Genomic DNA, 14,362 nt, shown 5'->3' on the forward strand with positions numbered 1-14,362 from the left:
GTCTGGAGACGACATGAAAACGAAGACAAGGAACGGCCTGCTGGCCGCCGGCGCGTGCTGCGCGCTCGCCGCGCCGGGCGCACACGCCCAGTCGAGCGTGACGCTGTACGGGATCATCGATACGGGCGTCGAATTCGTGTCGCACGCGAACGCGGCCGGCGACCACGTGGTGCGGATGCCGGGCGTGACGGGCGAGTTGCCGTCGCGCTGGGGCCTGCGCGGCACCGAGGATCTCGGCGGCGGCTACCAGGCGGTGTTCACGCTCGAAAGCGGCTTCAACGTGCGCGGCGGCGATCTCGGGCAGGGCGGCCGGCTGTTCGGGCGGCAGGCGTTCGTCGGCCTGAAGAGCGGCTTCGGCACGCTCGCGTTCGGCCGTCAGTACACGATGACCTATCTCGCGCTGCAGGGCGCGGACATCATCGGCCCCGACATCTACGGGCTCGGCTCGTTCGACGCGTACGTGCCGAACGGACGCGCCGACAACGCGGTGACCTACGTCGGCACGTATCGCGGCGTGACGCTCGGCGCCGCGTATTCGTTTGGCCGCGACGGCGCGGGCACCGGCAACTCGCCGGGGCAGGGCACGTGCGCGGGGCAGGTGCCGGGCGACGCGGTGCAGTGCCGCAACTGGTCGGTGATGCTCAAGTACGACAGCGCGTATTTCGGTGCGGCGGCGTCGTACGAGGAGCAGCGCGGCGGCACCGGCGCGGCCGCGAACTTCTTCGACGGCGTCGCGCCCGTTCCCTTCACGAGCAGCGGCGGCAAGGACGCGCGCACGCATGTGAGCGCGTATGCGCAGGCGGCCGGCGCACGGATCGGCGCGGGCTGGATCGGGCGGCGCGTGTCGACCGGTTCGCCGGCCGCGGCCGGCGCGCATTCGGACCTGTTCTTCCTCGGTGCGTCGTATGCGGTGAAGCCCGATTTCGTCGTCGACGGCGAAGGCTACCGGATCGTCAACAGCGCGCACGACACGCGCGCGACGATGGCGACGCTGCGCGCGACCTATCTGCTGAGCAAGCGCACGGCCGTCTACGCGCAGTCGTCGTATCTGTGGAACAGCGCGCATGCACGCTACTCGGTCAGCGGCGGCGGGCCAGGCACGACGCCCGGCGCAGGGATGGGGCAACTCGGCGCGATGGTCGGCGTGCGGCACATGTTCTGATTCACCGACGTGACGAACCGAACGGGAGTTATCTTGAACAGGAAATCTGCAATCCTCTGTATTGCGCCGCTGTCCGCCGCCGCCATGCTCGCCGGTTGCGGCGGCGACGATTCGATCAGTGCCGCGCCCACTCACCTGAGCGCCGCGACGCCGGCCGCGATGGCGCAGACCTGCGACGCGCTCGCCGCGAAGCTCGCGTATGCGAACACGTCGTTCACGTCGGTGACGACCGCGGCTGCCGGCGCGCTGACGGTGGCCGGCAAGCCGGTCGCCGAGCACTGCGTGATCACGGGGAAGATGAACGAGCGCGTGAGCGCGGTGGACGGCAAGACCTATGCGATCGGCTTCGAGATGCGCTTGCCGAAAGCGTGGAACGGCCGCTTCTTCTACCAGGCGAACGGCGGGCTCGACGGCAACGTCGTGACCGCGACCGGCGAGATCGGCGGCGGCGGGCCGCAGACCAACGCGCTGAACCAGGGTTTCGCGGTGATCAGCTCGGATTCCGGGCACGGCGCCGCGCAGAATCCGCTGTTCGGCCTCGATCCGCAGGCGCGGATCGACTACGGCTACGGCGCCGTCGATGCGCTGACGCCGATGGCGAAGCAGGTGATCCGGCTCGCGTACGGCAAGGCGCCCGATCGCAGCTATTTCGGCGGCTGCTCGAACGGCGGCCGTCACGCGATGGTCACGGCGGTGCGCAACCCGGCCGACTACGACGGCATCATCGCGGGCGACCCGGGCTTCCATCTGCCGAAGGCGGCGATCGGCGAGATGTATGGCGCGCAGCAGTTCGCGAAGATCGCGTCGGCCACCGGATCGAACGGGTTGCCGGATATCCGCAGCGGCTTCAACGATGCGGAGCGCCAGCTCGTCGGCGCGAGGATCCTCGACAAATGCGATGCGCTCGACGGCGCGGCCGACGGGATGGTGCAGGACGTCGCCGCGTGCCAGGCGCACTTCAGCGTCGATGCCGATATCCCGACCTGCGCGAACGGCGCGCGCACGGGCGCCTGCCTGACGCCCGCGCAGAAAACCGCGCTGGAGAACGTGTTCGCCGGTGCACGCAACAGCGCGGGCACGGCGCTGTACGCGAGCTTTCCGTACGATCCGGGCGTGGCTGCCGGCGGCTGGGCGTCGTGGAAGCAATCGGCGTCGATCACGCTCGATCCGGCCGCGATGGCGTTCACCTTCATGACGCCGCCGAAAACTGCCGCAGCGCTCGCGAACCTGCCCGGGTTCGCACTCGGCTTCGACATGGACAACGATGCGCCGGCGATCTTCGCGACGAACGGCGTGTACACGCAATCGTCGTGGTCGTTCATGACGCCGCCCGACGAGACGAACCTGTCCGCGCTGAAGACGCGCGGCGCGAAGCTGCTCGTCTATCACGGCACGGGCGACCCGGTGTTCTCGTTCAACGACACGCGCGACTGGTACGCGCAGGTCGCGCAGGCGAACGGCGGCGATGCGTCGAGCTTTGCACGCTTCTATCCGGTGCCCGGCATGAATCACTGCGCGGGCGGGCCGGCCGCCGACCAGTTCGACATGCTGACGCCGCTCGTGGCGTGGGTCGAGCAGGGGCAGGCGCCGACGGCGGTCGTTGCTGCCGCGCGCGACACGACGAACGCGGTGCCGAACGCGGACGTGCCCGCGTCGTGGGGCGCGGGGCGCACGCGGCCGCTGTGCCCGTATCCGCAGATCGCGCGCTACAACGGCTCGGGCGACCTGAATTCGGCGGCGAGCTTCAGTTGCCGCTGACGTAGCCGTCGATGGGAAGCGGCCGGCGCGGGCAGTCGTGCGCCGGCCGCCTCATCGCTGCGTTCACTCGCCGGAATCGACCGGCACGTCGAGCCCGACCTTCACGCGGCTCATGCTCACCAGCGTCTTGAACCGCTTCACGTTGTTGTTCGCGAAGAACAGCTCGCGCGTGAGCGCGTTGTACTGATCCATGTTGCGCACCGCGAGGATCAGCACGAAATCCCATTCCCCGGTCACGTAGTAGCACTGCTGGATCTGCGGGCAGCGCTCGAACGTGCGCTTCATCGCGTCGAGCTGGTCGATCTGCTCGCTTTCGACCTCGACGTTCACGACGATCGTCAGCGGATGGTCGACCTTGTCCGGCGCGACGACGGCCGTATAGCGCTCGATCACGCCGTCTTCCGCGAGGCGCCGCAGCCGCCGGTTCACGGCGGCGGTCGACAGGTTGACGCGTGCGCCGAGTTCGGCCTGCGGGGTCTGCGCGTCGCGCTGGACTTCCATCAACAGCTTGCGATCGAACGCATCGAGAGGGGACGTCATGATGGCGTGTCAAACCTCGAAAGAATGAGAAATTTTTGCGTCTACGCCGGCAATTTGGCGATTTTTTAGACCGGCATGCGCAATATTATTTTCCATTCGACGGCGAGCGCAACCCGCGCCTGCCCGATCCGACCCACTTGACGGACTGCCCGCGCCGTCCCCCACCGGAGCCTTGGTCATGCTGATCGCCAACCCGCGCGCGTCGCGCACGCCCTATCCCGACGCACTGCGCCGCGTGATGAACGTCGCATCGGCCGACGAAAGCGGCGCGTGGCTGTCGCACTGGCCGCTCGTCGGCCATGCGCGCACGCCGCTGCGTGCGCTGCCCGATCTGGCCGCACGGCTCGGTGTCGCGAGCGTCAGCGTGAAGGACGAATCGTGCCGCTCGCCGCTCGGCAGCTTCAAGGCGCTCGGCGCGCCGATCGCGCTGGTGCGGCTCGTGAAGCGGCTGCGGCGCAAGCAGGAACTCGATCCGCGGGAGCTCGTCACCGGCCGCCATGCGGCGGAGCTGGCCGACCTGACGGTGATCAGCGCGACCGACGGCAATCACGGCCGCGCGCTGGCCGCCGCCGCGCGCGCGATCGGCTGCGGGTGCGTGATCGTGCTGCACGCGAACGTCGACGCCGAGCGCGAACGCGCGATCTCGGCGTACGGCGCGCGGATCGTGCGCATCGCGGGGAACTACGACGAATCGGTCGTCTGCGCGGCGCAGCTCGCGCAGGCGAACGGCTGGTACGTCGTGTCGGATACGTCGTACGACGGCTACGAAACGATTCCGCGCGACGTGATGCAGGGCTACGGCGTGATCGCCGCCGAAGCGGCCGCGCAGGCGGCAGCGGACGACGGGCAACCGTTCACGCACGTATTCCTGCAGGGCGGCGTGGGCGGCCTCGCCGCGGGCGTCGCGAGCTACCTGTGGGAGCGCGGCGGCGTGCAGCGGCCGCACTTCGTCGTCGTCGAGCCGCGCCAGGCCGATTGTCTGTATCAGAGCGCGCTGGCCGGGCGCGCGACGAAGGCCACCGGCAGCGTCGATTCGGTGATGGCCGGCCTGGCGTGCGGCGAGGCGTCGCCGCTCGCGTGGGATTTCCTCGAGACGTGCATCGATCACTTCATGCTGATCGACGACGAAGACGCGGTGCAGGCGATGCGCGGCCTCGCGGCCGGCAGCGAACGCGACGTGCCGCTCGTCGCCGGCGAATCGGGTGCGGCCGGCGTGGCGGGGCTGGACGTGCTGATGCGCGACCCGGCGCTCGCGCGGCGGGTCGGGCTCGATGCGAATGCGCGCGTGCTGGCGATCAACACGGAAGGGGCGACCGCGCCGTCCGTGTACCGGAATTGCGTCGGCGAGACGTCCGACGCGGTGCTCGCGCGCCAGCGTGAGTGGCTGAGCCGCGCGGCGGTGGCGGCCTGAACGACATGACGACCGACGAGGCGAACGCGATGGACGAAACCGACGCAATCGAAGCAAGCCCGCTGCACGGGCAACTGAAGACCTGGCGCCGCCATCTGCACCGGTATCCGGAGACGGGTTTCGAAGAGGTGAGCACGTCGGACTACGTCGCGCGCATCCTGACCACGCTCGGGCTCGACGTGCATCGCGGCATCGGCGGCACCGGGCTCGTCGCGAATCTGACGGCCGGCACGGGCCGGCGCGCGATCGGCATTCGCGCGGACATGGACGCGCTGAACATCGCCGAGCACGCGCCGGGCCGCGAACACGTGTCGCGCACGCCGGGCAAGATGCATGCGTGCGGGCACGACGGCCACATGTCGATGGTGCTCGGCGCCGCGCAATTGCTGGCCGAGCGCAAGGATTTCGACGGCACCGTGCGCTTCATTTTCCAGCCGGCGGAAGAGCACGGCCGCGGCGCGAAGGCGATGATGGCCGACGGGCTGTTCGAGCGCTTTCCGGTCGACGCGATCTTCGGCGCGCACAACATGCCGGGCATGCGCGCGGGCACGTTCTCGACGCGTGCGGGCGGCATCATGGCGAGCGAAGACAATTTCGTGATCCGGATCGACGGGCGCGGCACGCACGCGGCGCGGCCGCACATGGGCATCGATCCGATCGTGATCGGCTCGCAGATCGTGCTCGCGCTGCAGACGATCGTGTCCCGCAATCTCGACCCGGGCCAACAGGCGGTGATCTCGTGCACGGAATTCATCACCGACGGGCTGCGCAACGTGCTGCCGTCGACCGTGACGATCAAGGGCGACACGCGCAGCTATTCGCGCGACGTGCAGACGTTGCTGGCCACGCGAATGCGCGAAATCGGCGAAGGGATCTGCCGCACGCATGGCGCGACCTGCACGTTCGAGTACACGCACGAGTTCGCGCCGACGGTGAATTCACCGGAATGGGTGGAGACGGCCGTGCAGGCCGCCGCGCAGGTCGCGGGCGCCGACGCGGTGAACGCCGACGTGCAGCCGATGATGATCTCGGAGGATTTCGGCGCGTTCCTGCAGGCGGTGCCGGGCAATTTCGTGTTCATCGGCAACGGCGAAGCGGCCGGGCGGGGCGGCGTGCCGCTGCACAACGCGACGTACGATTTCAACGACGAGATTTTGCCGATCGGCGCGCGGTATTTCGCGGAAGTGGCGCGGCGCGCGTTGCGGGCCGCGTAGCGGGCGGGAGGGCCCGGCACGCGCTTGCGCGAGTACCGGGCCTTGCATCAGCGCCTCACACCAGTTCGCCCAGACACGCATCGAACTGCGCGACGAGCCGGTCGACATCGTCGGCGGTCGTTTGCGGGCACACGAGCATCATGTTGTGGAACGGCGTGATCAGCACGCCGCGATTCAGCAGGTACAGGTGCACGATGTGCTCGAGTTCACTGTCGAGCTGCGCGCCGGCCAGCGTGCCGTTGCGCGGCGGGACGGGCGCGAACTGAAACTCGGTGCGCGCGCCGATGCGCGTCACGCACCACGGCAGCCCGTGTTTCGCGATCGCGTGTTCGAGGCCCGTCGCGAGCCGCGCGGCGAGTGCGAACATGTGCGCATACGCGGCGTCGGTCGCGACTTCGGCGAGCGTCGCGCGCATCGCATGCATCGCAAGCATGTTCGCGGTGAGCGTCGTGCCGATGCCCGAGTGGCCGGGCGGCGCGTTCAGCTTCGCCTGCTTCGCGCGTTCCGCGAATTCGGCGCTGAACCCGTACACCGCGCACGGCACGCCGCCCGCGATCGGCTTGCCGACCACCAGCATGTCCGGTTCGAGACCGTGCGCGACCGCGTAGCCGCCGGGGCCGCTGCTGATCGTGTGCGTCTCGTCGATCACGAGCAGCGTGCCGGTGCGGCGCGTCAGTTCGCGCGCGGCCTCCCAAAAGCCCGGGTCGGGCAGCACCATGCCGATGTTCGTCATCGCGGGCTCGGCGAGCACGCACGCGACATCCCCATCCTTCAGCGCCGCTTCGAGCGCGTCGAGATCGTTGAATTCGACGACGCGTGTGTTCGCGAGCAGGTCGTACGACTGCCCGAGCAGGCTGTCGCGCTGCACCGGTCGGCCGTCGACGAGATCGACGAATACGTCGTCGACCGTGCCGTGATAGCAGCCGTTGAACACGACGATCGTGTTGCGGCCGGTGGCCGCGCGCGCCCAGCGCAGCACGAAGCGGTTCGCGTCGCTCGCGCTCAATGCGAATTGCCAGACCGGCAACCGGAAGCGCCGCGCGAGTTCGCGCGACACCCAGGCGGCGTCCTCGCTCGGCAGCATCGTCGTGTAGCCGCGCGTGGCCTGCTCGACGAGCGCGCGGGCGACGGGTTCGGGCGCATGGCCGAACATCGCGCCCGTATCGCCGAGGCAGAAATCGACGTAGCGATGACCGTCGACGTCGGTGAACGTCGCGCCGCGGGCTTCCTTCACGTATAGCGAGAACGGGGTCGACCAGTCCTGCATCCAGTGCAACGGCACGCCGAACATCAAGTGCTCGGACGCTTCCGCGGACAGCGCACGGGACACCGGCATGGCTTCGGTGAACGTCTGGCGCTCGCGATCGAACAGCGCGCGGGCGCGGATGAGGTCGACTCCGTGGCGGGTAGGCAAAGGCAGCTCCTGGGCTGTGGGGATGGCGAAACGATAGCGCGGGCGGCGCGGGGCTGACCAGAGGCGGAATTACCGAAGCGGGCTGGCAGTGGACGCGCTGGGAACCCGTTTTCGATGGACAGATTGCGGGATTGAGTCGAAGTTTTTGCGCATAAACATACGACAACATATCTCTGAAAGCGCATTCGTCGATGTGAGTGTGTGCACACATACGCCACATGAAGTCGGAGAAAACAGGGTAAACGACAAATACATGCGTTGCTCCAATCGCGTCTAGACTTTGCAATGTAGTACGACGACGTATAAATAACGCTGCGCCGCTCGGCGCATCGATATCCCTACCCTGAAGGAGTGCCCATGGCCGCCCATCGCCGCCGTTCGTCTTCGTCCGCCCGATCGTCCGCATCGAAACGGGTATCGCGCCGCGCTTTCATCGGCTGGACCGGCGCGCTCGCCGGCGGCGCGATGCTCGGCGGTCCGTTCGCGGCCACCCGGGCGCTGGCGGCGGCCGCGACGCCCAATGCGTCGGCGGTCGATCTCGTGTGGGGCGAGCACGGCGCGGCGGCGCGCATCGCCGCATCGCTCGCGCACGTGTCGCGGCTCGCGCGGCGCGGGCGCGACCTCGACGTGACGCACTACGGCGCGCGCCGGTGCGCGACGGTCGCGCAGACGTCGCCGTACCCGACAGCGAAATCGCCCGTCAGCCCCGGTTCCGATATGACAGCCGCGCCCGGCGCGTTCGATTCGCGCCCGGCGTTTCTCGCGGCGATCGACGCATGCCGGCGTGAAGGCGGCGGCCGGGTCGTCGTGCCGTCCGGCACCTGGTACTGCGCGGGGCCGATCGTGCTGCAGAGCAACGTCACGTTCCACCTGAGCGCGAACTGCACGATCTACTTCAGCCCGAACCCGGCCGATTACGCGAAGGACGGCCCGGTCGATTGCGGCGCGAACGGCCGGCTGTACTACAGCCGCTGGCAGGCGAACGATTGCCTGAACTACGGCGCGCCCGTCTACGCGCGCAACGCGACGAACATCGCGCTGACCGGCGAAGGCCCGACGTCGGTGCTCAACGGGCAGGCGATGACGCCGTTCTCCGGCAGCGGCGCGAACAGCGTCTGCTGGTGGACCTACAAGGGCTCGTCGGGCGCGTACGGCGCGGGCGCGACGGTGCCGGCCCAGAACTACGCGAACCCGAACAACGTCGATCTGCGGATCGTCGCGCCCGCGATTTCCGACGCGCTCTATGCGCTGCTGACGTCGCCCGTCACGCCGTGGCAGCAGGATCAGAACTACCTGCCCGCGCTGTCCGAGGCCGGTGTGCCGGTGGAGAAGCGCATCTTCGGCCTTGGTCACTATCTGCGGCCATGCATGGTCGAATTCATCGGCTGCACGAACGTGCTGATGGCGAACTACCAGACCCAGAACACGCCGTTCTGGCAGCACCATCCGACCGCGAGCCGCAACGTCGTGATCCGCGGCGTGACGACCAACAGCATCGGCCCGAACAACGACGGCTTCGATCCGGACGCGTGCACCGACGTGCTGTGCGAGGACTGCACGTTCAACACCGGCGACGACTGCATCGCGATCAAGTCGGGCAAGGACCGCGACACCGAATACGGGCCCGCGAAACGGCACCTGATCCGCAACTGCACGATGAACAGCGGGCACGGCGGGATCACGCTCGGCAGCGAGATGGGCGGCGGCGTCGAGCAGATCTATGCGACGAACCTGTCGATGCTGAACGCGAACTGGCAGACCAACCCGCTGAACATCGCGATTCGCGTGAAGACCAACATGAACCGTGGCGGCTACGTGAAGGATTTCCACGTGAAGGGCGTCACGCTGCCGAACGGTGTGACGCTGAAGGGCGGCGGCTACGGCAGTGCGTTGCTCGCGGGCAGCCCGGTCAATGCGAGCGTGCCGCTCGGCGTCGTCACGCCGTCGGCAGGCAATCCATCGGCGGCGCAGGGCGGCATCGTCACGTTCGACTGCGACTATCAGCCGGCGAACGATGCGGTGCGCACGCGCGCGCCGGTCGTGCAGAACGTGACGATCGCCGACGTGAAAGCGAGCAACGTGACGCTGAACGGCGTGACCGCATCGTGCTTCCAGGCGATCGTCGCGCAGGGGCCGGTCGCGTTCGACTACAACGGCACGCCGCCCACGCCCGCGGTGCAGCCGATCTCCGGCGTGACGATCACCGATTGCGACTTCGGCACGCCGGTGGCGTCGGGCACGCCGACGGTCACGTCGCCGGGGCCGATCTATGCGTTCAACGTGAGCGCGATGACGCTGACGAACGTGACGATCGCCGGGCAGGTCGTCAACGCGACGATCACCGACAAGCGGTGAGATGACGTAACGCCACGGCGTTCGCGTGCAGCCGGTCGGTGCCTGCACGCGAACGCCGACGCGTCATGCCAGCGTCTTGATCATGTAGTGCTCGTCGTAGAAGCGGCCATCGACGAACAGCGAGCGCGGCTCCGTGCCGAACCGCACGAACCCCTGCGATGCATACAGCCGCTCGGCGGTGTGGTTGACCTCGTTCACGGACAGCATCAGTTGGCTGCATCCCCACGCGTTCGCCGCATGCCCGGTCGCGCTGTCGAGCAGCGCTTGCGCGATGCGTTGCCCGCGATACGCGGCGTCGACGTACACGCCCCAGATCGTCGCCTTGTGCGCGATCTTCGTGCGCGCATCGCGGCGCACGCCGGTGATGCCGACGAGCGTCTCGCCGTCGAACGCGCCGAACACGGCCTGTACCTGCGTCGGCGTGAGGCGCTTCGCGAATTCGTCGACCGGCACCTGGGATTCTTCGTCGAGCGTCGGCAGGAAGGATAGGGGCGCGGTGTCGACCGCACGCAGGCGGACGGTGCGGAAACAGGCGGCGTCGGCCGCGTCGAGCAGGCGGATCGTGATCGTCATCGGGGGCATTCCGGTCGAGGGGCGTGCATGCCGGCGCGCGCCGCTGCCGCGGGCGCGGGATGCATCGTCCTTATCCTAATGGGAATCCGGATGTCGCGGGGCAATGCCCGGTGCGGGCACGATCGTGAACGGAGAAGACGATGATGGCGGCGGGTCGTGCCGCCATCGACGAGGGGACGCCAGGCGCGTGTGCCGTTGCGTCGAACCGGCACCCGTCGTCGAATGCTCGACATGCGCGAGATCGGCTCACGCGCACGCCACTGGAATCAATAGCGCGACAGTTGGTTGCCGTTGATCTGCACGCGGTCGCCCGGACGCAGGTTGCCCGGCGACTGCACGTCGAACGAGCGCATCGAGCCGTCGCTGACCTGCACGTCGATCCGGTAGCTGCTGGGGCCTTGTGCGGCGCCCATCTGCTGGCCGATCTGGTTGCCCGCCACCGCGCCGCCGAGCGCGCCGATCACCGTCGCCGCATCGCGGCCATGACCGCGGCCGAACTGGTTGCCCACCAGGCCGCCGACCAGCGCACCGACGACGGTGCCGGCGACACCCGACGGGCCGACCGAGCCGTTGACCGGCTGGATGTTCGAGACGGTGCCGTATTGCGTGCCGTACGGGGTCGCGTATTGCTGTTGCTGATTGCCGTACTGGTCATACGGCTGCGAGCCGTATTGCGTCGGGTTGCCGTATTGATCGTACGGTTGCGGCGCCTGGTTCGGATACGCCGGTTGCTGCTGCACGTAGCCCGGTTGCGAATACGCGGGCTGCGCATAGCCGGGCGTCGCGTATTGCTGCTGCTGCGGATAACCCGGCTGCGCGCCGTAGTAGCCGGGCGCGACGCACGCGGTGAGCGGAAGCGCCGCCACGGCGACGAGCGAGGCGAACAGAACGGTCTTCGTGGAAGGCATGCGCATCATGTGTTTCCTGCATCGGCAACGTGTTCGCCGATGGATTCCCGACACGGGTGGCGAACTCGGCGTGAGTATAAGGAATGGCCGGATGCGCGTCCGGTGCGGCCGGGTAACAACGTGTAAAGTCTGTTGCCGCGTAAATCGCGGCTTGCGCGGGGCGATCGCGCAATGGCCGGGAAGGGCGGCGGCCGTTCGGCAGTGTCGACGGCGCGCATCGATAGCGGTCCGGCGGAGTGTCTTCCGAGGCAGTCGGCGCCTCGATGCAGGCGCCCGAAACCTCGGCTTCCGCGACGTCGCCCGACGGGCCAATGCAGGCAGGCCGTCTCCGACGAGATCGGACCCCGCCGTCGCATCTTGCTGGCGTGGCGTCTGCGCCGCACATCGCGAAATCGAATGCACGGCATCGCGACATTTAATTGGCCTCGGCCGGCGGCGTCCGATATCGTGGCCGGATTCCCTGCCAATGGTCGCCGCGCCGCGCCGGCCGCGGTTCCTTCCCCTGTCCGCGCCGGTGTCGCGCCGCGACCGCCCCACATTCCGAGCCATGACCGAACGACTCTTCATCAACGCCGTCGACGCCGGCGGCCAGCCCGTCAACCTCGTCGTCCGCGACGGCCGCTTCGCCGCGATTGGCGCCGATTGCGCAGCCGCGCCGGGCGCGCAGACGATCGACCTCGACGGCCGTGTCGTGCTGCCCGGTTTCGTCGACGGCCATATCCATCTCGACAAGAGCTTCGTCGGCGATCGCTGGGTGCCGCACGAACCGGTCGGCTCGCTGCGCGAGCGGCTCGCGGTCGAGAAGCGCCAGCTCGCGGCCGCGCCGTCGATCGTCGAGCGCGCGGACGCGCTGATCGCGCAGGCCGCCGCGTTCGGCACGATCGCGATGCGCAGCCACGTCGACGTCGATGCGACGACGGGCCTGTCGAACCTGCACGCCGTGATGGCCGCGCGCGAACGATGGCGCGGGATCGTCGACATCGAACTGGTCGCGTTTCCGCAGGCCGGCGTGATCACGTGCCCGGGCACCGCCGAGATACTCGATGCCGCCGTGCGCGAAGGCGCGGACGTGGTCGGCGGGATCGACCCGACGACGCTCGACGGCGACGCGGACGGCCAGCTCGACATCGTGTTCGGCATTGCCGAGAAGCGCGGCGCGAAAATCGACATCCACCTGCACGAGCCGGGGGCAACGGGCATTGCGCAACTGCTGCGGATCGCGGCGCGCACGCGCGCGGTCGGACTCGGCGGGCGCGTGAACGTGAGCCATGCGTACGCGCTCGGCCAGGTGAGCGATGACGACGTGCAGCGTACGGCCGCGGCTTTGGCCGAAGCCGGCGTATCGATCCTGACGAATGCGCCGGGCGACTGCGCGTTCCCGCCGGTGCGACGGCTGCGCGACGCGGGCGTGCACGTGTTCGCGGGCAACGACAACATCCGCGACGCGTGGTGGCCGTACGGCAACGGCGACATGTTGCAGCGCGCGATGATGATCGGCTACCGGTCGGGCTTCTACACCGACGAAGCGCTCGGCATCGCGCTCGACATGGCGACGCACGCCGGCGCGCGCGCAATCGGCAAGGATAACTACGGAATCGCGGTCGGATGCGACGCAAGCTTCGTCGCGGTGCGCGCGCCGAATGCGGCGGCGGCTGTCGCGGGCGTGCCGGCCGAGCGCTGGGTATTTCGCCGCGGCGAAAGCGATACGGACGCACCGTTCGCCCCGTCGCTGCGCTTTACGCGCTGAACCACATGACCGGCGGCACGGCACGCGCCGTGCCCGCCTTGCACCGACCGACCCGACCGGACCCGACATGACGAACCTGCTGATCCGCAATGTCCGCACGAACGCCGACGCTGCGCTCGATATCCTGATCGAAGGCGATCGCATCGCGCGCGTCGGCCCGTCGCTCGACGCGCCCGCCGGCTGCGCGATCGAGGACGGCGCGGGCGCGTTGGCGCTGCCCGGCCTCGTCGAAGGCCATACGCATCTCGACAAGACCCACTGGGGGATGCCGTGGTATCGCAACCAGGTCGGGCCGCGCCTCGTCGACCGCATCGAGAACGAACGCCACTATCGCGCGACGAGCGGCCATGACGCGGGCGCCGCCTCGCTCGCGCTGGCGCGTGCCTTCCTCGCGGCCGGCACGACGCGCATCCGGACGCACGTCGACGTCGATACCGAAGCCGGGCTGCGCCACCTGCACGGCGTGCTGGCCACGCGCGAGACGCTGCGCGGGCAGGTCGAGATCCAGATCGTCGCGTTTCCGCAATCGGGCGTGCTCAAGCGGCCGGGCACCGATGCGCTGCTGTCCGACGCGCTCGGCGCCGGCGCCGACCTGCTCGGCGGGCTCGATCCGTGCGCGATCGAAGGCGATCCGGTCGAGGCGGTGGACGTGCTGTTCGCGATCGCCGGGCGCCACGGCCGCGGGCTCGATATCCATCTGCACGAGCGCGGGTCGATGGGTGCGTACTCGCTCGACCTGATCCTGCAGCGCACGGCGGCGCTCGGCATGCAGGGAAAGGTCACGATCAGCCATGGTTTCTGCCTCGGCGATATCGCCGAACGCGAGCGCGATGCGCTGCTCGCGCGGATGGCCGAGCTCGGCGTCGCGATCGTCACGACCGCGACGGCCGCGGTGCCGGTGCCGCCGGTGGCCGCGTGCCGTGCGGCGGGCGTGACCGTGGTCGGCGGCAACGACGGCGTGCGCGATACGTGGACGCCGTACGGCTCGCCCGACATGCTCGAGCGCGCGATGCTGATCGCCATGCGCAACGATTTCCGCCGCGACGATGCACTCGAAGTCGCGCTCGACTGCGTGACGCACGGCGCGGCGCGCGGCTGCGGTTTCGCGGATTACGGCCTGCAGCCGGGTCACCGCGCGGACGTGGTGCTCGTCGATGCGCTGACGTTCGCCGAGGCCGTCGTCGCGCGGCCGGTGCGGCGTCTCGTCGTGTCGTCCGGGAAGGTCGTCGCGCGCGACGGCGCACTGGTCTGAACGCCGCGTCGCGCCGGTATGATCCGGT

Annotated in this window: 11 protein-coding genes; 7 read left to right on the forward strand and 4 right to left on the reverse strand. The window is 69.0% G+C overall.

All coding sequences use genetic code 11. The annotated features are described in order from the left end of the window. Positions 1-13 precede the first annotated feature (13 nt). Together HWX09_RS14215 and HWX09_RS14220 are read left to right on the forward strand one after the other, a co-directional pair. Positions 14-1,162, forward strand: a complete 1,149-nt coding sequence (locus HWX09_RS14215) for a porin (protein WP_027781749.1) — start codon at positions 14-16, stop codon at positions 1,160-1,162. A gap of 33 nt (positions 1,163-1,195) precedes the next feature. Continuing rightward, positions 1,196-2,920, forward strand: a complete 1,725-nt coding sequence (locus tag HWX09_RS14220) for a tannase/feruloyl esterase family alpha/beta hydrolase (RefSeq protein ID WP_027781748.1) — start codon at positions 1,196-1,198, stop codon at positions 2,918-2,920. A 63-nt stretch (positions 2,921-2,983) separates the two neighbouring features. On the opposite strand, the gene HWX09_RS14225 is transcribed toward HWX09_RS14220, so the two are convergent. Then, positions 2,984-3,460, reverse strand: coding sequence for an Lrp/AsnC family transcriptional regulator (locus HWX09_RS14225; protein ID WP_027781747.1), 477 nt, complete (start codon positions 3,458-3,460; stop codon positions 2,984-2,986). Between the two features lie 178 nt (positions 3,461-3,638). Here HWX09_RS14225 and HWX09_RS14230 point away from each other — a divergent pair, with 178 nt between their 5' ends. Beyond that, positions 3,639-4,871, forward strand: a complete 1,233-nt coding sequence (locus HWX09_RS14230; protein ID WP_027781746.1) for a diaminopropionate ammonia-lyase — start codon at positions 3,639-3,641, stop codon at positions 4,869-4,871. A 29-nt stretch (positions 4,872-4,900) separates the two neighbouring features. Then, a complete protein-coding gene (locus tag HWX09_RS14235; protein ID WP_027781745.1) occupies positions 4,901-6,085 on the forward strand; it encodes a M20 aminoacylase family protein in 1,185 nt (394 codons plus the stop codon). A 55-nt stretch (positions 6,086-6,140) separates the two neighbouring features. Here the strand turns inward: HWX09_RS14235 and HWX09_RS14240 are convergent, their stop codons facing one another. Then, a complete protein-coding gene (locus tag HWX09_RS14240) occupies positions 6,141-7,499 on the reverse strand; it encodes an aspartate aminotransferase family protein (protein ID WP_027781744.1) in 1,359 nt (452 codons plus the stop codon). A gap of 357 nt (positions 7,500-7,856) precedes the next feature. On the opposite strand from HWX09_RS14240, the gene HWX09_RS14245 reads away from it, so the two are divergent. Beyond that, on the forward strand, positions 7,857-9,854 hold the full coding sequence (locus tag HWX09_RS14245) for a glycoside hydrolase family 28 protein (RefSeq protein WP_027781743.1): 1,998 nt from the start codon (positions 7,857-7,859) through the stop codon (positions 9,852-9,854). Between the two features lie 63 nt (positions 9,855-9,917). On the opposite strand, the gene HWX09_RS14250 is transcribed toward HWX09_RS14245, so the two are convergent. After that, a complete protein-coding gene (locus tag HWX09_RS14250) occupies positions 9,918-10,427 on the reverse strand; it encodes a GNAT family N-acetyltransferase (RefSeq protein ID WP_027781742.1) in 510 nt (169 codons plus the stop codon). A gap of 266 nt (positions 10,428-10,693) precedes the next feature. Next, the gene (locus HWX09_RS14255; protein WP_027781741.1) at positions 10,694-11,344 is read right to left on the reverse strand and encodes a glycine zipper 2TM domain-containing protein; all 651 of its coding nucleotides are present in this window, start codon (positions 11,342-11,344) and stop codon (positions 10,694-10,696) included. 538 nt (positions 11,345-11,882) lie between these two features. On the opposite strand from HWX09_RS14255, the gene HWX09_RS14260 reads away from it, so the two are divergent. Next, positions 11,883-13,082, forward strand: coding sequence for an amidohydrolase family protein (locus HWX09_RS14260; RefSeq protein WP_027781740.1), 1,200 nt, complete (start codon positions 11,883-11,885; stop codon positions 13,080-13,082). A 67-nt stretch (positions 13,083-13,149) separates the two neighbouring features. Further along, positions 13,150-14,334 carry an amidohydrolase family protein gene (locus tag HWX09_RS14265; RefSeq protein WP_027781739.1) on the forward strand — a complete coding sequence of 395 codons (1,185 nt, stop codon included), beginning with the start codon at positions 13,150-13,152 and terminating at the stop codon, positions 14,332-14,334. Positions 14,335-14,362 lie beyond the last annotated feature (28 nt).

Origin of the sequence: Burkholderia sp. BCC1208 (genome assembly GCF_902833095.1) — a bacterium.
Taxonomy (GTDB): Bacteria; Pseudomonadota; Gammaproteobacteria; order Burkholderiales; family Burkholderiaceae; genus Burkholderia.